This window comes from Halopseudomonas nanhaiensis (assembly GCF_020025155.1).
GTDB lineage: Bacteria > Pseudomonadota > Gammaproteobacteria > Pseudomonadales > Pseudomonadaceae > Halopseudomonas > Halopseudomonas nanhaiensis.
In genome coordinates this window covers 3,350,264-3,374,745 of the sequence record NZ_CP073751.1, presented here as the reverse complement: position 1 = coordinate 3,374,745, position 24,482 = coordinate 3,350,264, and the positions used below count along the sequence as shown (strand labels likewise).

Genomic DNA, 24,482 nt, shown 5'->3' with positions numbered 1-24,482 from the left:
CACCGTCTGACTTCTATCACCAACCCAAGCTTTTAGCTGCTCGGACTCAAAACCGGTCAGCGACAAATTGCTTGACGACCATAGAGCATTGGAACCACCTGATCCCATCCCGAACTCAGAAGTGAAACGATGCATCGCCGATGGTAGTGTGGGGTTTCCCCATGTGAGAGTAGGTCATCGTCAAGCGCCTATACCGAACGCCCCGATCTGAACAAGATCGGGGCGTTCTTCTTTGTGGGGCAAAAATACACGCCAGCGCGGGCTCAGGCTGCTTGCAGCGGGCGTAAAGCCAGTATATTTCCATTCAATCTGCGGTGGCGCAGCGTTATCATGCGTGTTTGTGCAAGCGGGATACGCAATGTTAGGCAAGCTGCTCGATCTAATGTCCGACGGAGAGTTTCATTCAGGCGAATGGCTTGGTCAGCAACTCGGTGTGAGCCGGGCTGCCATCTGGAAGACTCTGAAAAAGCTCGAAGACGATGGGTATCCTTTGCACAGCGTCCGCGGCAAAGGCTATCGTGCTCCGAAAGGTGCCTCCTTGTTGAATGTCGAACGAATCACCCGGCTTCTTGCGGAGGAGTGCCACGCTAAATGGCAATGGCACCTCACCAGCGAAATTGATTCGACCAATGCCCAGGCGCACCGGCTCATCTCTCGCTTCGGACCTCGCCCACTGGCATGTTCCAGCGAGCAGCAGATCAGTGGCCGCGGCCGTAGAGGTCGCTCCTGGGCCAGCCCTTTCGCACAAAACATATACCTCTCGGTAGTTGAGCCGTTCGAAACAGGTGCCCAGGCGCTCGAAGGCCTGAGCCTGTTGGTAGGCCTGGTGCTGGTGGAGACGCTCGAAGAGGCAGGCTATCAGCGCTGCCAGCTGAAGTGGCCGAACGATGTCCTGATGGATGGTCGGAAGTTGGCCGGGGTGTTGATCGAGGTCGCTGGGGATTTGAGTTCCGAGTGTATAGCCGTCATTGGTGTTGGCATCAATGTCCTGATGTCCCGTTCGGAGCAGATAGACCAGCAGTGGACGTCACTTTATCTCGCCTCACAGGCCGGGGAGCTTGACCGCAATTGGTTGATAGCGCGCTTCATGTCCAGGCTGGAAGTGGCACTTGCGCTCTTCCGACAGGACGGGTTCCTGCCTTTTGTAGCCCGGTGGTCCGAGCGCGATGCCTGGATAGGGCGCACGGTGCGGGTTGTCTCGGGAAGCAACGCGACTGAAGGTACGTATCTAGGCATAACCGGTTCCGGCGCGCTAAGGTTGTCGACCGGCGCTGGCGAGGTAGTCATGCATGGTGGCGAAGTGAGCCTGAGGCTAGCGGATGCTTCTTGAACTGGATTGTGGAAATACACTGATCAAGTGGCGCTTGCTTGATCGGGAGAACAGGGTGCGCGATCGCGACATGGCACCAGATCTCGTCGAGCTGCAGCGTTTGCTCGGCGGGCAGGAACGGGAAATTACCGGTTGCCGGCTTGTCAGCGTTCGTTCGCCAGACGAAACGCAGGTGGTGGTTGATCAACTGACCAGCTGGCTGAAGCTGCACCCCGAGGTCGCACGGTCCGGCACTCATCTCGCTGGCGTTACCAACGGATATCTAGACCCTCAGCGCCTGGGGATGGATCGTTGGCTTGCCCTCGTCGCAGGCTATCACCTGTGTCGTAAAGCCTGCGTGATTATAGATTTGGGTACCGCTGTCACTGTTGACTTCGTCGATGTCGATGGACAGCACCTCGGTGGATATATCGCGCCCGGAAGCAAGTTACTGCGCGGCGGCCTCAAAAGGCATACCCGGCTGATTCGTTATGACGACCAGCCGAAAAGCAATCTGGAGATTCCTCAGCCGGGGCGCAGCACCGCAGAGGCGGTTGAGTTTGGCTGCGACCTGATGCTGTCGGGCTTTGTACGGGAGCAATTGAGGATTGCCCATCAGGTCCTGGGCAGTAGCCTGGTGGTCATACTGACGGGCGGCGATGCGGAGCGCATGGCCGAACTGCTGCCGGATGGGTGCCATATAATCACTGACCTCGTTTTCCAGGGTCTGGCGCTCGCCTGTCCGATGGAGTTCAACTGATGCGCTCGTTATTTCTTCTACTACTACTTTTAAACATCCTCTACGCGCTCTGGCAGCTGCAGGATGGCATTGCGGATCGCGCCTGGCTCGCCCAGGCTGACAAGCCACTGGAGCCTCGGCAGCTCGGCATGCAGTCGAACCCGGAAAACCCTGAGAAGGGTCTCTCTTCCGTGGCACAAGTCCCAGAGCCGGGCACGGTATTGTGTGTGAGTCTTGGCAGTTTCCCAGAGCGAGCGCGCGCCGAACAGCTGCGTCAGCGAATGATGGCGCTGGGTATCGGTTCGGATCTTGTGGTCCGGGAAGTGGCAGGTACTGTTGATTTCTGGCTGGTGTTGTCGGTCACCGGCGGCCGGTCTGTCGCCCTGGCGAAACTAGCGGATCTTCAGGAGCAGGGCGTCGACAGTTTTCTCATTACTCAGGGAGCGCTGGCGAACAATTTATCACTCGGCGTCTTCGGCCGAGAAGACTACGCCCAGGCGCGACTTGTCCAGCTGCGGGACATGGGTTATCAGGTTCGCCTCGAGCCGGTGGAAAAGCTCGGACGCGAGCACCTGGTCCAGGTACATAGTGAAGATCGAAGGCTTGTTGATCAGTCGCTACTCACTCGCCTGCGCGAGACATTTCCTCAGCTTCAGCACCAGTACCTTCCATGTCGGGCGGTTGCGGAGGGGGGATCGGCCCCTTAAATTGCACCCCTGTGCCGAGTTCTCGAGGGCCCGCTGCGGGTTTCTGCTCAAGTAGCGGTTTTTGCTGATAAAAGTGTTGACAGGGCGTCTCCAAGTGATGAAAATGGCGCCTCTTTTACGGAGGGGTTCCCGAGCGGTCAAAGGGATCAGACTGTAAATCTGACGGCATAGCCTTCGAAGGTTCGAATCCTTCCCCCTCCACCAGATTTCGCAATAAAAGCCGAGCACTTGGCGGGTATAGTTCAACGGTAGAACCTCAGCCTTCCAAGCTGATGGTGCGGGTTCGATTCCCGCTACCCGCTCCAGTTCGGTTCTGCAAACGGTGTAAGCTCATGTAGCTCAGTTGGTAGAGCACACCCTTGGTAAGGGTGAGGTCAGCGGTTCAAATCCGCTCATGAGCTCCAGTATGAAGGCAGATATGCGAATATCTGCCTTTTATTTAATGGTCGCGTGACTCGCGCATTGCACTCAGGAATAGGGGATCTCTCGATGGCCAAAGAGAAGTTCGAACGTAGCAAACCGCACCTGAACGTGGGCACCATCGGTCACGTTGACCATGGCAAGACCACTCTGACCGCTGCTCTGACCAAGGTCTGTGCAGAATCCTACGGCGGTTCTGCCCGCGCTTTCGACCAGATCGACAACGCGCCGGAAGAGAAGGCCCGTGGTATCACCATCAACACCTCGCACGTTGAGTACGATTCTCCGACTCGTCACTACGCGCACGTTGACTGCCCCGGCCACGCTGACTACGTCAAGAACATGATCACCGGTGCTGCGCAGATGGACGGCGCGATCCTGGTTTGTTCGGCTGCTGACGGCCCGATGCCGCAGACTCGCGAGCACATCCTGCTGTCCCGCCAGGTAGGCGTTCCTTACATCGTCGTGTTCCTGAACAAGGCCGACATGGTCGATGACGAAGAGCTGCTGGAACTGGTCGAAATGGAAGTTCGTGACCTGCTGAGCACGTACGACTTCCCGGGCGACGACACCCCGATCATCATCGGCTCCGCGCTGATGGCGCTGGAAGGCAAGGACGACAACGGTATCGGCGTTTCCGCGGTACAGAAGCTGGTCGAGACTCTGGACAGCTACATCCCCGAGCCCGAGCGCGCGATCGACAAGCCGTTCCTGATGCCGATCGAAGACGTGTTCTCGATCTCCGGTCGCGGTACCGTTGTAACCGGTCGTGTCGAGCGCGGTATCGTCAAGGTCCAGGAAGAAGTGGAAATCGTCGGTATCAAGGCGACTACCAAGACTACCTGTACTGGCGTCGAAATGTTCCGCAAGCTGCTGGACGAAGGCCGTGCCGGTGAGAACGTTGGTGTTCTGCTGCGTGGTACCAAGCGTGAAGACGTTGAGCGTGGCCAGGTGCTGGCCAAGCCGGGCACCATCAAGCCGCACACCAAGTTCGAAGCTGAAGTGTACGTGCTGGGCAAGGATGAAGGCGGTCGTCACACTCCGTTCTTCAAGGGCTACCGTCCGCAGTTCTACTTCCGTACTACTGACGTTACCGGTTCGTGCGAACTGCCGGAAGGCGTCGAGATGGTAATGCCGGGCGACAACGTCAAGCTGGTTGTCACCCTGATCGCTCCGATCGCCATGGAAGATGGTCTGCGCTTCGCGATTCGCGAAGGCGGCCGTACCGTTGGTGCCGGCGTGGTTGCCAAGATCATCGAGTAAATAGCGTTTGATCTTGACTGGTCGAGTCGGTAAGATTGCCGGCTCGACTGCGATTACAGGCCAGTAGCTCAATTGGCAGAGCGGCGGTCTCCAAAACCGCAGGTTGGGGGTTCGATTCCCTCCTGGCCTGCCAGATTTATCTGGCTACCGAAACAGGATTTGATGATTCATGAGTACTAAGGCAGAGCTGCACGATAGCCGCTTCGATGTGATCAAGTGGGTTATTGTGGCCATAATCGTCGCTGCTGGCGTGTATGGTAATCACTACTTTGCCGCAGAGCCTGTTTTGTACCGCGCGGTTGCGCTGGTTGTGCTTGGCCTGGTGGCAGGCTTTGTTGCCCTGCAAACCGAAAAAGGCAAGGCCTTCTGGACGCTGACCAAAGAAGCGCGCATTGAAATCCGCAAGGTTGTTTGGCCGACCCGTCAAGAAACTACCCAGACGACGCTGATCGTTGTCGCAGTGGTGCTGATCATGGCCCTGATACTCTGGGGTCTCGACACGCTACTGGGTTGGATCATATCTCAATTCATTAGTTAAGGGTGATCCGTGTCTAAGCGTTGGTACGTCGTGCATGCTTATTCAGGCTTTGAAAAGCATGTCATGCGCTCCTTGCAGGAGCGTGTCAAGCTGGCCGGAATGGAAGATCAATTCGGCGAAATCCTTGTGCCCACCGAAGAAGTGGTGGAGATGCGCAACGGTCAGAAGCGCAAGAGCGAGCGTAAGTTTTTCCCTGGCTATGTTCTGGTCCAGATGGAAATGAATGAAGGAACCTGGCACCTGGTCAAAGATACCACTCGCGTGCTCGGGTTCATTGGTGGTACTGCAGACAAGCCTGCTCCGATCACCGATCGTGAAGCCGAGGCCATCCTGCGTCGCGTATCTGAGGGGACTGACAAGCCCAAGCCCAAGACTCTGTTCGAGCCGGGTGAGGTTGTTCGTGTCACCGATGGTCCGTTTGCTGATTTCAACGGTGTCGTTGAAGAAGTTAATTATGAGAAGAGCCGAGTTCAGGTGGCTGTTCTCATTTTTGGTCGCCCCACGCCTGTGGAGCTGGAATTCAGCCAGGTCGAAAAAGGCTGAGTTTCGTTGTCCCCTGAACCCTGCAATGCCTCGGGCAGTGCGGGGTTTTGTTGTCACTGGGGAAATTCGCTAAACCGGGGAGCCGAGAGGCGCTAGCACCCACTGGAGAAAAAACATGGCAAAGAAGATTCAGGCTTATATCAAGCTGCAGGTCAAGGCCGGTCAGGCTAACCCAAGTCCGCCGGTTGGTCCTGCGCTGGGTCAGCACGGCGTGAACATCATGGAATTCTGCAAGGCATTCAATGCCAAGACCCAGGGCATGGAACCTGGTCTGCCGACGCCCGTGATCATCACTGTCTATAGCGACCGTAGCTTTACCTTTGAAACCAAGAGCACACCCGCTTCCGTACTGCTGATGAAAGCTGCTGGCCTGAAAGGTGGCTCGGCGCGTCCCAACAGTCAGAAGGTCGGGACTGTCACCCGTGCGCAGCTGGAAGAGATCGCCAAGACCAAACAGGCCGATCTGACTGCTGCTGATATGGATGCAGCTGTACGCACCATCGCTGGCTCCGCGCGCAGCATGGGCCTCAACGTGGAGGGTGTGTAAATGGCTAAGTTGACCAAGCGTCAGAAGGCTATCGCTGAAAAAGTGCAGGCCAACAAGGTTTACGGCTTCGAAGAAGCAGCAGCGCTGCTCGCTGAAGTCTCCAACGTCAAGTTCACCGAGTCGTTCGACGTTTCCGTGAATCTGGGTGTTGATCCGCGTAAATCCGACCAGGTGGTGCGTGGCGCTACGCTGCTCCCGCACGGCACGGGCAAGACCGTTCGTGTTGCCGTGTTCACTCAGGGCGCCAACGCTGAAGCAGCATTGGCTGCTGGTGCGGACAAGGTCGGCATGGACGATCTGGCTGCAGAAATGAAAGGCGGCGACCTGAACTATGACGTGGTTATCGCTTCCCCGGATGCAATGCGCGTCGTTGGTCAGCTGGGTCAGCTGCTCGGCCCCCGCGGTCTGATGCCGAACCCGAAGGTTGGCACCGTATCCGCTGACGTCGGCACCGCAGTCAAGAACGCCAAGGCTGGTCAGGTTCGCTACCGCACCGACAAGAACGGCATCATTCATTGCTCCGTCGGCAAGGTCGGCTTTGATGCGGTCAAGCTCAAGGAAAACGTCGAGGCTCTGCTGGCTGACCTGAAAAAGGCCAAGCCGTCTACCTCCAAGGGCGTCTACCTGAAGCGCGTGACCCTCAGCACCACCATGGGTCCGGGTGTACAGGTCGATCAGGCCTCGTTGAACGCGTAACAGATGCAGGCGCGCTCCTGACGAGCGCGCCGACTTATTGGGGTCCCTGCGATGTGGGGGCTATCCAAGACCGTAGGCGGCGAAAGCCTCAAACAGGAGCCAGTCTCCCAGCCTACGCAGATGGTGCTCCCGATTCGGCGCAGGCTGGATCAGACACCAAAACACGTCATCCGCAAGGGTGACTTATGGTAAATCCAGGAGTGTAACCCGTGGCAATTAAGCTCGAAGACAAGAAGGCCATCGTCGCTGAAGTCAACGAAGCTGCTCAAGGTGCGCTGTCTGCCGTTGTGGCTGATGCCCGCGGTGTGAGCGTTGCTGCCATGACTGGTCTGCGCAGAGAAGCGCGTGAAGCTGGCGTTTACGTACGTGTCGTACGTAACACGCTGATGCGTCGCGCCGTTGAAGGTACTCAGTACGAGTGCCTGAACGACGTCTTTGTCGGTCCGACTCTTATCGCGTTTTCCAAGGAACACCCGGGCGCTGCTGCTCGACTGTTCAAGGACTTCTCGAAAGGTCAGGACAAGTTCCAGATCAAGGCCGCAGCCTTTGAAGGCAACTTCATCGCAGCCGAACAGATCGACATGCTGGCATCGCTGCCAACCTACGACGAGGCCATCAGCCAGCTGATGAGTGTCATCCAGGGCGCAACCAGCAAGTTCGTTCGTACCTTGGCCGCTGTTCGCGACCAGAAGGAAGCCGAAGCCGCCTAAGGCTGGTTCGCTTGCTTCGCTATCACTTTTTCGACGGCCTGAGGTCGTCCCCCAATACAGGAATTTAGAGTCATGGCTCTTACCAACGAAGATATCATCAACGCAGTATCCGAAATGTCTGTCATGCAGGTTGTCGAGCTGATCAAGGCAATGGAAGAGAAGTTCGGCGTATCGGCCGCTGCTGCTGCCGCTGCTGGCCCGGCTGCTGCCGCTGCTGCTGTAGAAGAACAGACCGAATTCAACGTCATCCTGGTTGAAGCTGGCGAGAAGAAAGTCAACGTGATCAAGGCTGTTCGCGAGCTGACCGGTCTGGGTCTGAAAGAAGCCAAGGCTGTTGTTGACGGCGCTCCTGGCACCGTCAAGGAAGGCGTTTCCAAGGACGAAGCAGAAGCAGCCAAGAAGTCGCTGGAAGAAGCAGGCGCCAAGGTCGAGCTCAAGTAAGCTCGCGCGACCTTGCGTCGACAATCTGATTGTAACGGTCAGATTGATGGCTGGTGGCCCGTGTGCCACCGGCCTTTTTCCGTTGTAGACCGGCTTTGACTGGTTTCCGGAACCGCTCCACAAGAGTGAGCAAGACTTAGGGCTTGCACGCATTTTCGGGCTTACCCGTCAGGGTGAGCCACTCAAGCAGGTGACCAAGCTGGGGAACGCTGATGGCTTACTCATACACTGAGAAAAAACGTATCCGCAAGGACTTTGGCAAACTGCCGCATGTCATGGATGTGCCCTACCTGCTGGCGATTCAGCTGGATTCCTATCGGGAATTCCTGCAAGCCGGCGTGGACAAGGATCATGTTCGTGATATCGGTCTGCACGCGGCCTTCAAATCTGTTTTCCCCATTATCAGCTATTCCGGTAATGCGGCGCTTGAATACGTCGGTTACCGGTTGGGTGAGCCGGCTTTCGATGTCAAGGAATGTGTCCTGCGCGGGGTGACCTTCGCCGTTCCGCTGCGCGTGAAAGTACGCCTGATCATCTTTGATCGTGAGTCGTCCAACAAGGCGATCAAGGACATCAAGGAACAGGAAGTCTACATGGGGGAAATCCCCCTCATGACCGAGAACGGTACCTTCGTTATCAATGGTACCGAGCGCGTCATCGTTTCCCAGTTGCACCGCAGCCCGGGCGTGTTCTTTGACCACGACCGTGGCAAGACCCACAGCTCCGGCAAGCTTCTGTACTCAGCTCGCGTGATTCCTTACCGCGGCTCCTGGCTGGACTTCGAATTCGATCCCAAGGATAGCGTCTTCGTCCGTATCGACCGTCGCCGCAAGCTGCCGGCGACCGTACTGCTGCGCGCGCTCGGTTACCAGACCGAAGAAGTCCTGGATATTTTCTACGACACCAACAAGTTTGCCGTCAAAGGCGAAATGCTTGAGCTGGAACTCGTTCCCCAGCGTCTGCGTGGCGAGATCGCCACCTTTGACATCAAGGATGACAAGGGCAAGGTCATCGTCGAGAAAGGCCGCCGGGTTACCGCGCGCCATATCAATCAGCTCGAGAAAGCTGGCATCAGCAGCCTGGAAGTACCCTTCGAATACGTCATCGGACGCACCATCGCCAAGCCTGTCGTGCATCCGTCGACCGGAGAGATTCTGGTTGAGTGCAACGCGGAAATCACTCCCGATGTGGTCGGCAAGCTGATCAAGGCCGAGGTGTCCAGTCTCGAAACGTTGTACACCAACGACATCGACTGTGGCCCTTTCATCTCCGATACCCTGCGTATCGACAACACCAGCAGCCAGCTCGACGCTCTGGTGGAGATCTATCGGATGATGCGTCCCGGCGAGCCGCCGACCAAGGATGCCGCCGAAACCCTTTTCGGGAACCTGTTCTTCAGCAGCGATCGCTACGACCTGTCTGCCGTGGGTCGCATGAAGTTCAATCGCCGGATTGGCCGCGACGAGATCGAAGGCCCTGGCGTCCTGAGCAAGGAAGATATCATCGAGGTGCTCAAGACCCTCGTCGACATCCGCAACGGCAAGGGCGTCGTCGATGACATCGACCACCTGGGTAACCGTCGCGTTCGCTCGGTCGGCGAGATGGCCGAGAACCAGTTCCGCGTAGGTCTGGTGCGCGTGGAGCGTGCGGTCAAGGAACGCCTCTCCATGGCTGAAAGCGAAGGCCTGATGCCGCAGGATCTGATCAACGCCAAGCCGGTTGCGGCGGCGGTGAAGGAATTCTTCGGTTCCAGCCAGCTCTCCCAGTTCATGGACCAGAACAATCCGCTGTCGGAAATCACCCACAAGCGCCGTGTATCGGCGCTTGGCCCGGGCGGTCTGACCCGTGAGCGTGCCGGCTTCGAAGTCCGTGACGTACACCCGACCCATTATGGTCGCGTATGTCCGATCGAGACCCCGGAAGGTCCGAACATCGGTCTGATCAACTCGTTGGCAACCTATGCGCGCACCAACCAGTATGGCTTCCTGGAAAGCCCCTATCGTCGCGTGAAGGATGCTGTCGTTACTGACGACATCGTGTTCCTGTCTGCGATCGAAGAGGCCGACCACGTGATCGCCCAGGCTAGCGCCAAGGTTGAAAACGGCCGTCTGACTGACGATCTGGTTGCTGTGCGTCACATGAACGAATTCACCGTCAAGGCGCCACAGGAAGTGACGTTGATGGACGTATCGCCGCGCCAGGTTGTATCGGTCGCTGCGTCGCTGATTCCGTTCCTTGAGCACGATGACGCCAACCGTGCCTTGATGGGTTCGAACATGCAGCGCCAGGCTGTACCGACACTGCGTGCTGAAAAGCCGCTGGTGGGTACCGGTATGGAGCGCAACGTGGCCCGCGACTCCGGTGTGTGCGTGATCGCCCGTCGGGGCGGGGTGATCGACTCGGTCGATGCCAGCCGTATCGTTGTGCGTGTTGCCGATGACGAAGTTGAAGCCGGTGAGGCGGGTGTGGATATCTACGCCCTGACCAAATACACCCGCTCCAACCAGAATACCTGCATCAACCAGCGTCCGCTGGTCAAGAAAGGCGATGTGGTTGCGCGCAAGGACATCCTCGCTGACGGTTCGTCCGTCGATATGGGCGAGCTGGCCCTGGGTCAGAACATGCGCGTCGCTTTCATGCCCTGGAACGGTTACAACTTCGAAGACTCGATCCTGGTCTCCGAGCGCGTGGTGCAGGAAGATCGCTTCACCACCATTCACATCCAGGAACTGACCTGTGTGTCGCGTGACACCAAGCTTGGGCCAGAGGAAATCACCTCTGACATCCCGAACGTTGGCGAAGCAGCACTGGGTAAGCTGGATGAGGCGGGTATCGTCTACGTCGGCGCCGAAGTTGGTCCTGGCGACATCCTGGTAGGCAAGGTGACGCCCAAGGGCGAAACCCAGCTGACGCCGGAAGAGAAGCTGTTGCGCGCGATCTTCGGTGAGAAGGCATCCGATGTTAAGGACACCTCTCTTCGCGTGCCGACCGGCACCAAGGGCACGGTCATCGACGTGCAGGTGTTCATCCGCGACGGTGTCGAGCGCGATTCGCGTGCACTGGCAATCGAGAAGGAGCAGCTCGACGAGATCCGCAAGGATCTGCAGGAAGAATTCCGCATCGTCGAAACCGCAACCTTCGAGCGACTGAGCAGCGCCCTGGTTGGTCATAGCGTAGAAGGCGGCGCAGGCTTGAAAAAGGGCACCGTGCTCACACAGGAGATCCTGGGCGAGATCGAGCGTGGTCAGTGGTTCAAGCTTCGCATGAGCGAAGACAACCTCAATGAACAGCTGGAGATGGCGCAGGCTTACTTGACCGATCGTCGCAAGCTGCTCGATGACAAGTTCGAAGACAAGAAGCGCAAGCTGCAGCAGGGCGATGACCTGGCGCCGGGCGTACTCAAGATCGTCAAGGTGTATCTGGCAATCAAGCGTCGCATTCAGCCCGGCGACAAGATGGCCGGCCGCCACGGTAACAAGGGTGTGATCTCCGTGATCATGCCGATCGAAGACATGCCGCACGACGAGAACGGCACGCCGGTCGACATCGTACTGAACCCGTTGGGCGTACCGTCGCGTATGAACGTCGGTCAGATTCTCGAGACTCACCTGGGCCTGGCGGCCAAGGGTCTTGGCGAGAAGATCAACCGCATGCTCGAAGAGCAGCGCAAGATCGCTGACCTGCGCAAGTTCCTTGGCGAGGTCTACAACATGGGCGGTCGGATCGAGGATCTCGATTCGCTCACCGATGATGAGATCATCGAGCTGGCGGGTAACCTGCGCGGTGGTGTACCGATGGCAACCGCGGTATTCGACGGTGCCCAGGAGCATGAGATCAAGCACATGCTGCGCCTGGCGGATCTGCCGGAGAGCGGTCAGATGAAGCTGTACGACGGCCGTACCGGCAACACGTTCGATCGCCCGGTCACCGTTGGCTACATGTACATGCTCAAGCTGAACCACCTGGTCGACGACAAGATGCACGCGCGTTCCACCGGTTCCTACAGCCTGGTTACCCAGCAGCCGTTGGGCGGTAAGGCGCAGTTCGGTGGTCAGCGCTTCGGGGAGATGGAGGTCTGGGCTCTGGAAGCCTATGGTGCCGCCTACACCCTGCAGGAAATGCTCACCGTGAAGTCGGACGACGTGAACGGCCGTACCAAGATGTACAAGAACATCGTGGATGGCGACCACCGCATGGAGGCCGGCATGCCGGAATCCTTCAACGTGTTGGTCAAGGAAATCCGTTCGCTCGGTATCGACATCGAGCTGGAATCCGAATAACCATCGACTGCCCACGTCTCGGGCGGACATCGGTCCGCCCTTGAGACACCTCGAGGAGTATAGGCCTTGAAAGACTTATTGAACCTGCTCAAGTCCCAGGGACAGATTGAAGAGTTCGATTCCATTCGAATCGGCCTGGCTTCACCGGAGATGATCCGGTCCTGGTCCTATGGCGAAGTGAAAAAGCCGGAAACCATCAACTACCGTACGTTCAAGCCCGAGCGTGACGGCCTGTTCTGCGCCAAGATCTTTGGTCCGGTCAAGGATTACGAGTGCCTGTGCGGCAAGTACAAACGCCTCAAGCATCGCGGCGTGATCTGCGAGAAGTGCGGCGTGGAAGTCGCGCTGGCCAAGGTGCGTCGCGAGCGCATGGGTCACATCGAGCTGGCCTCGCCGGTCGCCCACATCTGGTTCCTGAAGTCGCTGCCGTCCCGTATCGGTCTGCTGCTGGACATGACCCTGCGCGACATCGAGCGTGTGCTCTACTTCGAAAGCTATGTGGTTATCGAGCCGGGCATGACCACGCTGGAAAAAGGTCAGCTGCTCAACGACGAACAGTACTTCGAAGCGCTGGAAGAGTTTGGTGACGACTTCGATGCCCGCATGGGCGCCGAAGCGGTTTACCAGCTGTTGACTGCTATGGATCTGGCGCACGAAATCGGCAAGCTGCGTGAGGAGATTCCGCAGACCACGTCCGAGACCAAGATCAAGAAGCTGTCCAAGCGGCTGAAGCTGATGGAAGCCTTCGATGGTTCGGGCAACAAGCCGGAGTGGATGGTCATGACCGTTCTGCCCGTGCTGCCGCCGGACCTGCGTCCGCTGGTACCGCTGGATGGTGGCCGTTTCGCTACGTCCGACCTGAACGATCTGTACCGCCGGGTGATCAACCGGAACAACCGCCTCAAGCGCCTGCTCGATCTGTCCGCACCTGACATCATCGTGCGCAACGAAAAGCGCATGCTGCAGGAGTCGGTCGATGCGCTCCTGGACAACGGTCGTCGCGGTCGCGCGATCACCGGCACCAACAAGCGTCCGCTCAAGTCGCTCGCCGACATGATCAAGGGCAAGCAGGGTCGTTTCCGTCAGAACCTGCTGGGCAAGCGCGTTGACTATTCCGGTCGTTCGGTGATCGTGGTAGGCCCGACGCTGCGTCTGCACCAGTGTGGTCTGCCGAAGAAGATGGCGCTTGAGCTGTTCAAGCCGTTCATCTTCGGCAAGCTCGAGCACCGTGGACTGGCGACCACTATCAAGGCCGCCAAGAAGATGGTCGAGCGCGAGCTGCCGGAAGTGTGGGACATCCTCGCCGAGGTCATCCGCGAGCACCCCGTACTGCTGAACCGCGCGCCGACACTGCACCGTCTGGGTATTCAGGCGTTCGAGCCGGTCCTGATCGAAGGCAAGGCGATCCAGCTGCACCCGCTGGTGTGTGCGGCGTACAACGCCGACTTCGACGGCGACCAGATGGCAGTGCACGTTCCGCTGACCCTCGAGGCCCAGCTGGAAGCCCGCGCCCTGATGATGTCGACCAACAATATCCTGTCGCCCGCGTCCGGTGAGCCGATCATCGTGCCGTCGCAGGACGTGGTTCTCGGTCTGTACTACATGACGCGTACTCGCATCAATGCGAAGGGCGAGGGTATGCGCTTTACCGACGTCAATGAAGTCGAGATGGCCTACCGTAGCGGCCAGGCCGAGCTGCATGCGCTGGTCAAGGTGCGGATCACCGAAACCGTCAAGCACAAGGACGAGAGCTGGACCACCGAGACCCGTATCGTTGATACCACGGTTGGCCGTGCTCTGCTGTTCCAGATCCTGCCCAAGGGTCTCCCGTTCGAACTGGTCGACCAGCCGCTGAAGAAGAAGGCGATTTCCAAGCTGATCAACACCAGCTACCGGATCGTCGGCCTCAAGGATACGGTGATTTTCGCCGACCAGTTGATGTATACCGGCTTTGCCTATTCGACCATCTCCGGTGCGTCGATCGGCGTGAACGACTTCGTCATTCCGGACGAGAAGGCCCGGATCATCGACGAGGCCACCGACGAAGTGAAGGAAATCGAAGACCAGTATGCTTCCGGTCTGGTTACCCAGGGCGAGAAGTACAACAAGGTCATCGACCTTTGGTCCAAGGCCAACGACGAGATTTCCAAGGCGATGATGGACAACCTCAAGTCGACCCGCGTGCAGGATCGCGACGGCAACGAGGTGGATCAGGAATCGTTCAACTCGATGTACATGATGGCCGACTCCGGTGCCCGTGGCTCCGCCGCCCAGATCCGCCAGCTGGCCGGTATGCGTGGTCTGATGGCCAAGCCGGATGGCTCGATCATCGAAACGCCGATCACCGCCAACTTCCGTGAAGGCCTGAACGTACTCCAGTACTTCATCTCCACTCACGGTGCCCGTAAGGGTCTGGCTGACACGGCTCTGAAGACAGCCAACTCGGGTTACCTGACGCGTCGTCTGGTAGACGTGGCACAGGATCTGGTCATCACCGAGCCCGATTGCGGTACCGACAAGGGTCTGGTGATGTCCCCGCACATCGAAGGTGGCGACATCGTCGAGCCGCTGGGTGAGCGTGTGCTGGGTCGTGTGATCGCGCGTGACGTCGTCAAGCCTGGCACTGAAGAAACCATCGTGCCCGCCGGCACGCTGATCGATGAGCAGTGGGTTGAGTTCCTCGAGATCAACAGCGTCGACGAAGTGATCGTGCGTTCGCCGATTGCCTGCGAAACCCGCTATGGCGTGTGCTCCACCTGTTACGGTCGCGATCTGGCGCGTGGTCACAAGATCAACATCGGCGAGGCCGTCGGTGTTATCGCGGCGCAGTCCATCGGTGAGCCCGGTACCCAGCTGACCATGCGTACGTTCCACATCGGTGGCGCGGCGAGCCGGACATCGGCTGCCGATAGCGTTCAGGTGAAGAACGGCGGTGTGATCCGTCTGCATAACCTGAAGTACGTCGAACGTGCCGACGGCGCGCTGATCGCGGTATCGCGTTCCGGTGAGCTGGCTGTGGCGGACGAGTTCGGTCGCGAGCGCGAGCGTTACAAGCTGCCCTACGGTGCGGTCATCTCGATCCACGAGGGTGACAAGGTCGAAGCTGGAAAGGTCGTCGCCAAGTGGGATCCGCACACCCACCCGATCGTGACGGAAATCTCCGGTACGGTAGCGTTCTTCGGCATGGACGAAGGCATTACCATCAAGCGTCAGGCTGACGAACTGACCGGTTTGACCAACATCGAAGTTCTCGATGCCAAGGACCGTCCTGCCTCGGGCAAGGACATCCGTCCGGCTGTGAAGCTGGTCGACGACAACGGCAAGGAACTGATGCTGCCGGGCACCGACGTGCCGGCACAGTATTTCCTGCCAGCAAACGCACTGGTCAACCTGACCGACGGCGCCAAGGTCAACGTGGGTGACATCGTTGCGCGTATCCCGCAGGAGACGTCCAAGACTCGCGACATCACCGGTGGTTTGCCGCGTGTTGCCGACCTGTTCGAGGCGCGTCGTCCGAAGGAGCCTGCAATCCTCGCCGAGATCAGCGGTACCATCTCGTTCGGCAAGGAAACCAAGGGCAAGCGTCGCCTGGTCATCACGCCCACCGACGGCAGCGATCCGTACGAGGAGCTGATTCCGAAGTGGCGTCACCTGAACGTGTTCGAAGGCGAACAGGTGACCAAGGGTGAAGTCATCTCCGACGGCCCGAGCAACCCGCACGACATTCTGCGTCTGCTGGGCGTCAGCGCGTTGGCCAAGTACATCGTCAACGAGATTCAGGACGTTTACCGCCTGCAGGGTGTGAAGATCAACGACAAACACATCGAGGTGACCATTCGCCAGATGCTGCGCAAGGTCGAGATCAGTGATTCCGGGGACTCCAGCTTCATCAAGGGTGACCAGGTCGAGCTGACTCATGTGCTGGAAGAAAATGAGCAACTGATTGCTCAGGACAAGTTCCCGGCCCGGTACGAGCGCATTCTGTTGGGTATCACCAAGGCGTCGCTGTCGACCGAGTCGTTCATCTCCGCCGCATCGTTCCAGGAGACTACGCGCGTGCTGACAGAGGCTGCCGTTACCGGCAAGCGCGATCATCTGCGCGGCCTGAAGGAAAACGTTGTGGTCGGTCGTCTGATCCCGGCGGGTACCGGTCTTGCCTACCATGCCGAGCGCAAGCGGCAGAAGATGGCCGACAAGCCGGTCAAGGTGAGTGCAAGCGAAGTCGAACAGGCACTGTCCGACGCGCTGAACTCGAGCGGCAACTGATAGGACGCCCGACATCCTGCGGATGTCGGGCGCCTTGACGATCAGGGGACGCTTCTTTAGAATTCCGTACCCCTAAATTTGGCGGGGCTCTTTGCCTCGCCATTTTTTATTTAACGTGTCCCAGAGACATCAGTGGAGTTTTGCTAGATGGCAACAATCAACCAGCTGGTTCGCAAGCCGCGTAAGCGCGTCGCTGAAAAGAGCGACGTGCCGGCGCTGCAGAACTGCCCGCAGCGTCGCGGTGTGTGCACTCGCGTGTACACCACCACGCCGAAGAAGCCGAACTCGGCTCTGCGTAAGGTCTGCCGTGTCCGTCTGACCAACGGCTACGAAGTTTCTTCCTACATTGGTGGTGAAGGTCACAACCTGCAAGAGCACAGCGTCGTCCTGATTCGTGGCGGTCGTGTGAAGGATTTGCCGGGTGTGCGTTACCACACTGTTCGCGGTTCGCTCGATACCTCCGGTGTCAAGGATCGTAAGCAGGGTCGTTCGAAGTATGGCGCGAAGCGTCCTAAGTAATTTTGAATTTAATTTACCTGAGTCGATAAGAGTAAGGTCGGGCGTAACCGAAGCGTTACAGTCCTGGGCTAACCTGAAGACCGTTTGAGGGCTTATCATGCCAAGACGTCGTGTAGCGGCAAAACGTGAGATCCTGCCAGAACCTAAGTACGGCAGCCAGATTCTCGCCAAATTCATGAACCACGTAATGGAAAGCGGCAAGAAAGCTGTCGCTGAGCGCATCGTTTACGGCGCGCTGGACAAGGTCAAGGAACGCACCAAGACCGAAGATCCCGTCGAGCTGTTCGAAAAGGCGCTCGACGCCATTGCTCCGTTGGTTGAAGTTAAATCCCGCCGTGTCGGCGGCGCCACCTATCAGGTTCCGGTTGAAGTGCGTCCTTCCCGTCGCAACGCTCTGGCGATGCGCTGGCTGGTTGATGCTGCCCGTAAGCGTGGCGAGAAATCCATGGCTCTGCGCCTGGCCGGCGAACTGGTCGATGCCTCAGAAGGCAAGGGTGCAGCGGTCAAGAAGCGTGAAGACGTACACCGTATGGCCGAAGCCAACAAGGCCTTCTCGCACTACCGCTTCTAAACGACTCAGGAGAACACCGTGGCTCGTACAATCCCTATCAATCTGTACCGTAACATCGGTATCTGCGCGCACGTCGATGCGGGCAAGACCACCACCACGGAACGGATTCTGTTTTACACCGGCGTGAACCACAAGATGGGCGAAGTTCATGACGGCGCGGCCACCATGGACTGGATGGCGCAGGAGCAGGAGCGGGGCATCACCATTACCTCCGCTGCTACCACTGCGTTCTGGCAGGGTGCCGAGAAGCAGTATGAAAAGCATCGGGTCAACATCATCGATACCCCCGGTCACGTTGACTTCACCATCGAAGTTGAGCGTTCGTTGCGCGTGCTCGACGGTGCGGTTGTTGTGTTCTGTGGTACTTCCGGTGTTGAGCCGCAATCCGAGACCGTATGGCGTCAAGCCAACAAGTACGGCGTGCCGCGTATCGTCTACGTGAACAAGATGGACCGTCAGGGTGCCAACTTCCTGCGCGTCGTCGAGCAGATCAAGAAGCGTCTGGGTCACACCCCGGTGCCGATTCAGATCGCTATCGGTTCGGAAGAGAACTTCGCCGGTCAGGTCGACCTGCTGCGCATGAAGGCCATCTACTGGAACGAAGACGACAGCGGCATGACCTTCCGTGAGGAAGAGATTCCGGCTGAGCTGGCGGACCTGGCTGCCGAGTACCGCGAGAAGATGGTCGAGGCTGCCGCCGAAGCCAACGAAGAGCTGATGAACAAGTACCTGGAAGGCGGTGAGCTGAGCAATGACGAGATCAAGGCAGGTCTGCGTCAGCGCACCCTGGCCAACGAAATCGTTCCTGCTGTCTGTGGCTCTTCGTTCAAGAACAAGGGCGTGCCGCTGGTACTTGACGCAGTGATCGACTTCCTGCCCGCTCCTGATCAGGTTGAGGCCATCAAGGGTGTTCATCCGGACAACGAAGAGCAGGTCGACGAGCGTCACGCTTCTGACGAAGAGCCCTTCTCTGCACTGGCGTTCAAGATTGCCAGCGATCCTTTCGTCGGCACGCTGACCTTCGCCCGTGTGTACTCCGGCGTCCTGTCTTCCGGTGATTCGGTTCTTAACTCGGTCAAGGGCAAGAAAGAGCGCGTGGGCCGAATGGTTCAGATGCATGCCAACACCCGTGAAGAGATCAAGGAATGTCGCGCTGGCGATATCGCTGCTCTCATCGGCATGAAGGATGTCACCACCGGTGACACCCTGTGCTCGCACGAGAAGCCGATCATTCTCGAGCGCATGGAATTCCCGGAGCCGGTTATTTCGGTTGCGGTAGAGCCGAAGACCAAGGCTGACCAGGAAAAGATGGGCATCGCGCTGGGCAAGCTGGCTCAGGAAGATCCTTCGTTCCGTGTCCGCACCGATGAAGAGTCCGGCCAGACCATCATCTCCGGTATGGGCGAGCTTCACCTGGACATCATCGTTGACCGCATGCGTCGTGAGTTCAACGTTGAGGCCAACATCGGTAAGCCGCAGGTGGCCTACCGTGAAATGATCCGCAACAAGTGCGAGATTGAAGGCAAGTTCGTTCGCCAGTCCGGTGGTCGTGGCCAGTTCGGTCATTGCTGGATTCGCTTCGAGCCGTCCGACGAAGGTCAGGAAGGTCTGGAGTTCAAGAACGAAGTGGTTGGCGGCGTGATTCCGAAGGAATACATTCCGGCCATCCAGAAGGGAATCGAGGAGCAGATGAAGAACGGTGTTCTGGCCGGCTGCCCGCTGATCGGTCTGAAAGCTACCGTATTCGACGGCTCCTACCATGACGTCGACTCCAACGAAATGGCGTTCAAGATCGCCGCTTCCATGGCCACCAAGCAATTGGCCCAGAAGGGCGGTGCCGTGTTGCTGGAGCCGGTCATGAAGGTCGAGGTCGTTACCCCGGAAGACTACATGGGTGACGTGATGGGCGACCTGAACCGTCGTCGCGGTCTGATCCAGGGTATGGAAGATTCTGTTTCCGGTAAGGTGATCCGCGCTGAGGTTCCGCTTGGTGAGATGTTCGGCTATGCCACGGACGTGCGCTCCATGTCCCAAGGGCGTGCGAGCTACTCCATGGAGTTCGCGAAGTACGCCGAAGCGCCATCGAACATTGCCGAAGCGATTATCAAGAAGCAAAGCTAACCGAACCTACGCTAATTAAAGAGGTTATCAACCGTGGCTAAAGAAAAATTTGAACGCAGCAAACCGCACCTGAACGTGGGCACCATCGGTCACGTTGACCATGGCAAGACCACTCTGACCGCTGCTCTGACCAAGGTCTGTGCAGAATCCTACGGCGGTTCTGCCCGCGCTTTCGACCAGATCGACAACGCGCCGGAAGAGAAGGCCCGTGGTATCACCATCAACACCTCGCACGTTGAGTACGATTCTCCGACTCGTCACTACGCGCACGTTGACTGCCCCGGCCACGCTGACTACGTCAAGAACATGATCACCGGTGCTGCGCAGATGGACGGCGCGATCCTGGTTTGTTCGGCTGCTGACGGCCCGATGCCGCAGACTCGCGAGCACATCCTGCTGTCCCGCCAGGTAGGCGTTCCTTACATCGTCGTGTTCCTGAACAAGGCCGACATGGTCGATGACGAAGAGCTGCTGGAACTGGTCGAAATGGAAGTTCGTGACCTGCTGAGCACGTACGACTTCCCGGGCGACGACACCCCGATCATCATCGGCTCCGCGCTGATGGCGCTGGAAGGCAAGGACGACAACGGTATCGGCGTTTCCGCGGTACAGAAGCTGGTCGAGACTCTGGACAGCTACATCCCCGAGCCCGAGCGCGCGATCGACAAGCCGTTCCTGATGCCGATCGAAGACGTGTTCTCGATCTCCGGTCGCGGTACCGTTGTAACCGGTCGTGTCGAGCGCGGTATCGTCAAGGTCCAGGAAGAAGTGGAAATCGTCGGTATCAAGGCGACTACCAAGACTACCTGTACTGGCGTCGAAATGTTCCGCAAGCTGCTGGACGAAGGCCGTGCCGGTGAGAACGTTGGTGTTCTGCTGCGTGGTACCAAGCGTGAAGACGTTGAGCGTGGCCAGGTACTGGCCAAGCCGGGCACCATCAAGCCGCACACCAAGTTCGAAGCTGAAGTGTACGTGCTGGGCAAGGATGAAGGCGGTCGTCACACTCCGTTCTTCAAGGGCTACCGTCCGCAGTTCTACTTCCGTACTACTGACGTTACCGGTTCGTGCGAACTGCCGGAAGGCGTCGAGATGGTAATGCCGGGCGACAACGTCAAGCTGGTTGTCACCCTGATCGCTCCGATCGCCATGGAAGATGGTCTGCGCTTCGCGATTCGCGAAGGCGGCCGTACCGTTGGTGCCGGCGTGGTTGCCAAGATTATCGAGTGATAATCTGAGCTGAAACAAAAGCCCCCGTTCATACGGGGGCTTTTGTATTTAGGTTGACACTGTCTGGGCGCATCAGTAGAATTGCGCCTCCCTTGGACGGGCCTACCCGCGATTTGCGGCGGCTCTGAAGAATTGAAGCTTGGAGTTTCTGGTCAAATGCAGAACCAACAGATTCGTATTCGGTTGAAGGCTTTTGACCATCGCCTGATAGATCAATCAACCCAGGAAATCGTGGATACCGCGAAACGTACTGGGGCTCAGGTGCGTGGTCCAATCCCTTTGCCGACACGCAAAGAGCGTTTCACCGTGCTGATTTCGCCGCACGTCAACAAAGATGCCCGTGATCAGTATGAGATCCGTACCCATAAGCGGGTATTGGATATCGTTCAGCCCACCGACAAAACAGTCGATGCGTTGATGAAGCTGGATCTGGCAGCAGGCGTTGAGGTTCAGATCAGCCTCGGCTGATAGCCCCACACGACGGGGGCTATAAGTCGTGTAACGCCCTGAAATGGGCGGCCATAGCGGGTAATAGCCCCGTGCACTCATGAGGTTTACAAGATGACTATTGGTTTAGTCGGCCGGAAATGCGGTATGACCCGCGTTTTCACTGAAGATGGTGTTTCTATCCCGGTTACGGTTGTTGAAGTTGAGCCGAACCGTGTCACCCAGGTTAAATCCCTCGACAAGGATGGCTATCAGGCTATTCAGGTCACCGTAGGCGAGCGCCGCGCTAAGCGCGTCAGCAAGCCGATGGCTGGGCATTTTGCCAAGGCAAATACTGCCGCAGGTCGTCAGGTACGCGAATTCCGACTGGAAGACGGTGCCGAGTACGAAACTGGCGCAGAACTCACAGTCAGCATTTTTGAAGCGGGCCAGATGGTCGATGTCACCGGTCAGTCCAAGGGTAAGGGCTTCGCCGGTACCATCAAGCGCTGGAATTTCCGCGGCCAGGATGCAACTCACGGCAACTCCGTATCCCACCGTGTCCCCGGTTCCATTGGCCAGTGCCAGACTCCGGGTCGCGTATTCAAGGGTAAGAAGATGTCCGGTCACATGGGCGCCGAGCAAGTGACCGTACAGACCCTCGAAGTCGTACGCGTTGACGCCGAACGTAACCTGCTGCTCATCAAGGGCTCGGTGCCTGGTGCACCCGGAAGTGACGTAGTCGTCCGCCCGGCAGTGAAGGCCAAGGGTTAAGGGGGAGTTACCATGAATTTGAATGTAGCTGGCGCGAGCGCGATCGAAGTTTCAGATCTGACCTTTGCGACCGAGTTTAACGAGACGCTGGTTCACCAGGCTGTTGTCGCCTACATGGCCGGCGGCCGTCAGGGCACCAAGCAGCAGAAGAACCGTTCCGACGTATCCGGTGGCGGCAAGAAGCCCTGGCGTCAGAAAGGTACAGGCCGCGCCCGTGCCGGTACCATCCGCAGCCCTATCTGGCGCGGGGGCGGTACCACGTTCGCAGCCCGTCCGCAGAACCACGAGCAGAAGCTGAACCGCAAGATGTACCGCGGTGCACTGCGTTCGATCCTCTCCGAGCTTATCCGTCTGGATCGTCTCGTTGTGGTCGAGAGCTTCGCTGTCGACGCACCGAAGACCAAGTCTCTGGTCGGCAAGCTCAAGGATCTGAATCTGGATAACGTGCTGATCGTTACCGATAACATCGACGAAAACCTGTACCTGGCTGCGCGCAACCTGCCGCATGTCGACGTACGTGATGTTCAGGGTTCGGACCCGGTCAGCCTGATCGCTTACGACAAGGTACTGATCACCGTACCTGCTGTTAAGAAGTTCGAGGAGATGCTGGGATGAACCAAGAGCGCATTTTCAAGGTCCTGCTTGGCCCGCATGTATCCGAGAAGGCTACGATGCTGGCTGATAGCAAGAACCAGTTTGTCTTCAAGGTCGATACCACAGCGACCAAGCTGGAGATCAAGAAGGCCGTTGAGCAGCTGTTCAACGTCAAGGTCCAGTCTGTGTCGACCCTGAATGTTAAAGGCAAGACCAAGCGTACCGTTCGCGGCCTGGGCAAGCGTAGTGACTGGAAGAAGGCGTACGTCAGCCTGCAGCCTGGTCAAGACATCGACTTCGCCAGCGCTGAATAAGAGAGGGATACATCATGGCAATTGTTAAATGTAAACCTACTTCCGCTGGCCGCCGCTTCGTAGTCAAGGTTGTCCATGACAACCTGCACAAGGGTGCACCGTACGCGCCTCTGGTCGAGAAGCAGGGCAAGTCCGGTGGTCGTAACAATAATGGTCGCATCACCACGCGTCATCGTGGGGGCGGTCACAAGCAGCACTACCGTCTGGTCGATTTTCGTCGCAACAAGGACGGCATCCCTGCCGTTGTTGAACGCGTCGAATACGATCCAAACCGTACCGCTCATATTGCACTGCTGAAGTACGCCGATGGCGAGCGTCGTTACATCATCGCCCCCAAGGGCGTGAATGCTGGCGACCAGCTGATCTCCGGTGCTGATGCGCCGATCAAGGCTGGCAACACCCTTCCGCTGCGCAACATTCCGGTGGGTAGCACTATCCACGGCATCGAGCTCAAGCCGGGCAAGGGCGCGCAAATCGCACGTAGCGCCGGCGCCGCCGTTCAGCTGGTCGCGCGTGAAGGTGCCTACGTCACCGTTCGCCTGCGTTCTGGTGAAATGCGCAAGGTGCTCGGCGAGTGTCGTGCCACGTTGGGTGAGGTGTCCAACGGCGAGCACAGCCTGCGCTCTCTGGGTAAAGCCGGTGCCAAGCGTTGGCGCGGTGTACGTCCGACCGTTCGTGGTGTTGCCATGAACCCGGTTGACCACCCACATGGTGGTGGTGAAGGTCGTACTTCTGGTGGTCGTCATCCGGTGTCGCCGTGGGGCTTCCCGACCAAGGGTGCCAAGACTCGGTCCAACAAGCGCACTGACAAGATGATTGTCCGTCGTCGCAGCAAGTAATTAGAGGGGATACGACAGTGCCGCGTTCTCTGAAGAAAGGTCCTTTTATCGATCTTCACCTGTTAAAGAAGATCGAAGTTGCAGTTGAAAAGAACGATCGCAAGCCGGTCAAGACCTGGTCGCGCCGTTCAATGATTCTGCCGCAGATGGTTGGTTTGACCATCGCCGTGCATAACGGTCGCCAGCATGTTCCGGTCATCGTCTCTGAAGACATGGTCGGCCACAAGTTGGGCGAGTTCTCTGCCACGCGTACCTATCGTGGTCACGCTGCAGACAAGAAAGCCAAGCGCTAAGGGGTTAGAAAGATGGAAGTAGCCGCTACGTACAAGGGCGCCCGACTCTCTGCCCAGAAAGCTCGCTTGGTCGCCGACCAGATCCGCGGGAAGAAGGTGGATGAGGCCCTGAACCTGCTGACTTTCAGCAACAAGAAGGCCGCTGACGTCATCAAGAAAGTGCTCGAGTCGGCAATTGCCAACGCCGAACACAATGATGGCGCGGACGTGGATGACCTGAAGGTCTCCACCGTGTTTGTCAACGAAGGTCGCTCTCTGAAGCGCATCATGCCGCGTGCCAAAGGCCGTGCTGATCGCATCGTTAAGCGGTCTTGCCATATCACGGTCAAGGTTGCTGACAAGTAG

Annotated in this window: 23 protein-coding genes, 4 tRNA genes and 1 rRNA gene; all 28 read left to right on the top strand. The window is 58.1% G+C overall.

What is annotated here, in order from left to right:
* Nucleotides 1-70 precede the first annotated feature (70 nt).
* The 28 genes from rrf to rplV all read left to right on the top strand — a co-directional run bounded on the left by rrf (nt 71) and on the right by rplV (nt 24,482).
* Nucleotides 71-186: ribosomal RNA gene (rrf, locus tag KEM63_RS15575) — 5S ribosomal RNA — on the top strand.
* A 172-nt stretch (nt 187-358) separates the two neighbouring features.
* On the top strand, nt 359-1,330 hold the full coding sequence (locus KEM63_RS15570) for a biotin--[acetyl-CoA-carboxylase] ligase (RefSeq protein ID WP_223653247.1): 972 nt from the start codon (nt 359-361) through the stop codon (nt 1,328-1,330).
* Nucleotides 1,320-2,069 carry a type III pantothenate kinase gene (locus KEM63_RS15565; protein WP_223653245.1) on the top strand — a complete coding sequence of 250 codons (750 nt, stop codon included), beginning with the start codon at nt 1,320-1,322 and terminating at the stop codon, nt 2,067-2,069. The genes KEM63_RS15570 and KEM63_RS15565 overlap by 11 nt, the downstream gene beginning before the upstream one ends.
* A complete protein-coding gene (locus KEM63_RS15560; RefSeq protein WP_223653243.1) occupies nt 2,069-2,755 on the top strand; it encodes an SPOR domain-containing protein in 687 nt (228 codons plus the stop codon). The genes KEM63_RS15565 and KEM63_RS15560 overlap by 1 nt, the downstream gene beginning before the upstream one ends.
* A gap of 119 nt (nt 2,756-2,874) precedes the next feature.
* A tRNA-Tyr gene (locus tag KEM63_RS15555) sits at nt 2,875-2,959 on the top strand.
* A gap of 27 nt (nt 2,960-2,986) precedes the next feature.
* Nucleotides 2,987-3,060 (top strand) — tRNA-Gly (locus tag KEM63_RS15550).
* A gap of 23 nt (nt 3,061-3,083) precedes the next feature.
* Nucleotides 3,084-3,159: transfer RNA gene (locus KEM63_RS15545), tRNA-Thr, on the top strand.
* Between the two features lie 85 nt (nt 3,160-3,244).
* The gene (gene tuf, locus KEM63_RS15540; RefSeq protein ID WP_093395601.1) at nt 3,245-4,438 is read left to right on the top strand and encodes an elongation factor Tu; all 1,194 of its coding nucleotides are present in this window, start codon (nt 3,245-3,247) and stop codon (nt 4,436-4,438) included.
* Between the two features lie 57 nt (nt 4,439-4,495).
* A tRNA-Trp gene (locus KEM63_RS15535) sits at nt 4,496-4,571 on the top strand.
* A 36-nt stretch (nt 4,572-4,607) separates the two neighbouring features.
* Complete coding sequence (secE, locus tag KEM63_RS15530; protein ID WP_223653241.1) at nt 4,608-4,976, top strand: preprotein translocase subunit SecE; 369 nt, start codon at nt 4,608-4,610, stop codon at nt 4,974-4,976.
* 9 nt (nt 4,977-4,985) lie between these two features.
* On the top strand, nt 4,986-5,519 hold the full coding sequence (gene nusG / locus KEM63_RS15525) for a transcription termination/antitermination protein NusG (protein ID WP_223653239.1): 534 nt from the start codon (nt 4,986-4,988) through the stop codon (nt 5,517-5,519).
* Between the two features lie 115 nt (nt 5,520-5,634).
* Nucleotides 5,635-6,066 carry a 50S ribosomal protein L11 gene (rplK, locus tag KEM63_RS15520; protein WP_223653235.1) on the top strand — a complete coding sequence of 144 codons (432 nt, stop codon included), beginning with the start codon at nt 5,635-5,637 and terminating at the stop codon, nt 6,064-6,066.
* Nucleotides 6,067-6,762, top strand: coding sequence for a 50S ribosomal protein L1 (gene rplA, locus KEM63_RS15515; RefSeq protein ID WP_223653233.1), 696 nt, complete (start codon nt 6,067-6,069; stop codon nt 6,760-6,762).
* Between the two features lie 209 nt (nt 6,763-6,971).
* Entirely contained in the window at nt 6,972-7,472 is a 501-nt protein-coding gene (gene rplJ, locus KEM63_RS15510) for a 50S ribosomal protein L10 (protein WP_223653231.1), read from the top strand.
* Between the two features lie 72 nt (nt 7,473-7,544).
* Complete coding sequence (gene rplL, locus KEM63_RS15505; RefSeq protein WP_223653230.1) at nt 7,545-7,913, top strand: 50S ribosomal protein L7/L12; 369 nt, start codon at nt 7,545-7,547, stop codon at nt 7,911-7,913.
* Nucleotides 7,914-8,125: 212 nt separating this feature from the next.
* Nucleotides 8,126-12,193 (top strand): DNA-directed RNA polymerase subunit beta, encoded by a 4,068-nt coding sequence (gene rpoB / locus KEM63_RS15500; RefSeq protein ID WP_223653228.1) that lies wholly within the window; start codon nt 8,126-8,128, stop codon nt 12,191-12,193.
* Nucleotides 12,194-12,259: 66 nt separating this feature from the next.
* Nucleotides 12,260-16,459 carry a DNA-directed RNA polymerase subunit beta' gene (gene rpoC / locus KEM63_RS15495; RefSeq protein ID WP_223653226.1) on the top strand — a complete coding sequence of 1,400 codons (4,200 nt, stop codon included), beginning with the start codon at nt 12,260-12,262 and terminating at the stop codon, nt 16,457-16,459.
* A gap of 147 nt (nt 16,460-16,606) precedes the next feature.
* Nucleotides 16,607-16,978 (top strand): 30S ribosomal protein S12, encoded by a 372-nt coding sequence (rpsL, locus tag KEM63_RS15490; RefSeq protein WP_080048726.1) that lies wholly within the window; start codon nt 16,607-16,609, stop codon nt 16,976-16,978.
* Between the two features lie 97 nt (nt 16,979-17,075).
* Nucleotides 17,076-17,549 (top strand): 30S ribosomal protein S7, encoded by a 474-nt coding sequence (rpsG, locus tag KEM63_RS15485; RefSeq protein WP_093395605.1) that lies wholly within the window; start codon nt 17,076-17,078, stop codon nt 17,547-17,549.
* Between the two features lie 18 nt (nt 17,550-17,567).
* Nucleotides 17,568-19,670: an elongation factor G gene (fusA, locus tag KEM63_RS15480; protein ID WP_223653224.1), complete on the top strand. Its 2,103-nt coding sequence runs from the start codon at nt 17,568-17,570 to the stop codon at nt 19,668-19,670.
* A 33-nt stretch (nt 19,671-19,703) separates the two neighbouring features.
* Nucleotides 19,704-20,897: an elongation factor Tu gene (gene tuf, locus KEM63_RS15475; RefSeq protein WP_093395601.1), complete on the top strand. Its 1,194-nt coding sequence runs from the start codon at nt 19,704-19,706 to the stop codon at nt 20,895-20,897.
* 156 nt (nt 20,898-21,053) lie between these two features.
* Nucleotides 21,054-21,365, top strand: a complete 312-nt coding sequence (gene rpsJ, locus KEM63_RS15470) for a 30S ribosomal protein S10 (protein WP_044501102.1) — start codon at nt 21,054-21,056, stop codon at nt 21,363-21,365.
* 93 nt (nt 21,366-21,458) lie between these two features.
* Entirely contained in the window at nt 21,459-22,097 is a 639-nt protein-coding gene (gene rplC / locus KEM63_RS15465; RefSeq protein ID WP_223653213.1) for a 50S ribosomal protein L3, read from the top strand.
* 12 nt (nt 22,098-22,109) lie between these two features.
* On the top strand, nt 22,110-22,712 hold the full coding sequence (gene rplD / locus KEM63_RS15460) for a 50S ribosomal protein L4 (RefSeq protein WP_223653211.1): 603 nt from the start codon (nt 22,110-22,112) through the stop codon (nt 22,710-22,712).
* Nucleotides 22,709-23,005: a 50S ribosomal protein L23 gene (rplW, locus tag KEM63_RS15455; RefSeq protein ID WP_223653208.1), complete on the top strand. Its 297-nt coding sequence runs from the start codon at nt 22,709-22,711 to the stop codon at nt 23,003-23,005. The genes rplD and rplW overlap by 4 nt, the downstream gene beginning before the upstream one ends.
* Nucleotides 23,006-23,019: 14 nt before the next feature.
* A complete protein-coding gene (rplB, locus tag KEM63_RS15450; RefSeq protein ID WP_223653200.1) occupies nt 23,020-23,844 on the top strand; it encodes a 50S ribosomal protein L2 in 825 nt (274 codons plus the stop codon).
* A 17-nt stretch (nt 23,845-23,861) separates the two neighbouring features.
* Nucleotides 23,862-24,137 carry a 30S ribosomal protein S19 gene (rpsS, locus tag KEM63_RS15445; protein WP_093395591.1) on the top strand — a complete coding sequence of 92 codons (276 nt, stop codon included), beginning with the start codon at nt 23,862-23,864 and terminating at the stop codon, nt 24,135-24,137.
* Between the two features lie 12 nt (nt 24,138-24,149).
* Nucleotides 24,150-24,482: a 50S ribosomal protein L22 gene (gene rplV, locus KEM63_RS15440; RefSeq protein ID WP_223653198.1), complete on the top strand. Its 333-nt coding sequence runs from the start codon at nt 24,150-24,152 to the stop codon at nt 24,480-24,482.

Coding starts and splice junctions, on each gene's coding strand:
- secE (WP_223653241.1), top strand. CDS start 4,608: ATGAGTACTAAGGCAGAGCTGCACGATAGCCGCTTCGATGTGATCAAG.
- rplV (WP_223653198.1), top strand. CDS start 24,150: ATGGAAGTAGCCGCTACGTACAAGGGCGCCCGACTCTCTGCCCAGAAA.
- rplL (WP_223653230.1), top strand. CDS start 7,545: ATGGCTCTTACCAACGAAGATATCATCAACGCAGTATCCGAAATGTCT.
- KEM63_RS15570 (WP_223653247.1), top strand. CDS start 359: ATGTTAGGCAAGCTGCTCGATCTAATGTCCGACGGAGAGTTTCATTCA.
- rpsL (WP_080048726.1), top strand. CDS start 16,607: ATGGCAACAATCAACCAGCTGGTTCGCAAGCCGCGTAAGCGCGTCGCT.
- tuf (WP_093395601.1), top strand. CDS start 3,245: ATGGCCAAAGAGAAGTTCGAACGTAGCAAACCGCACCTGAACGTGGGC.
- rplC (WP_223653213.1), top strand. CDS start 21,459: ATGACTATTGGTTTAGTCGGCCGGAAATGCGGTATGACCCGCGTTTTC.
- rplW (WP_223653208.1), top strand. CDS start 22,709: ATGAACCAAGAGCGCATTTTCAAGGTCCTGCTTGGCCCGCATGTATCC.
- KEM63_RS15560 (WP_223653243.1), top strand. CDS start 2,069: ATGCGCTCGTTATTTCTTCTACTACTACTTTTAAACATCCTCTACGCG.
- rpsJ (WP_044501102.1), top strand. CDS start 21,054: ATGCAGAACCAACAGATTCGTATTCGGTTGAAGGCTTTTGACCATCGC.
- rpoB (WP_223653228.1), top strand. CDS start 8,126: ATGGCTTACTCATACACTGAGAAAAAACGTATCCGCAAGGACTTTGGC.
- rplA (WP_223653233.1), top strand. CDS start 6,067: ATGGCTAAGTTGACCAAGCGTCAGAAGGCTATCGCTGAAAAAGTGCAG.
- rplD (WP_223653211.1), top strand. CDS start 22,110: ATGAATTTGAATGTAGCTGGCGCGAGCGCGATCGAAGTTTCAGATCTG.
- KEM63_RS15565 (WP_223653245.1), top strand. CDS start 1,320: ATGCTTCTTGAACTGGATTGTGGAAATACACTGATCAAGTGGCGCTTG.
- rpsG (WP_093395605.1), top strand. CDS start 17,076: ATGCCAAGACGTCGTGTAGCGGCAAAACGTGAGATCCTGCCAGAACCT.
- rplK (WP_223653235.1), top strand. CDS start 5,635: ATGGCAAAGAAGATTCAGGCTTATATCAAGCTGCAGGTCAAGGCCGGT.
- rplB (WP_223653200.1), top strand. CDS start 23,020: ATGGCAATTGTTAAATGTAAACCTACTTCCGCTGGCCGCCGCTTCGTA.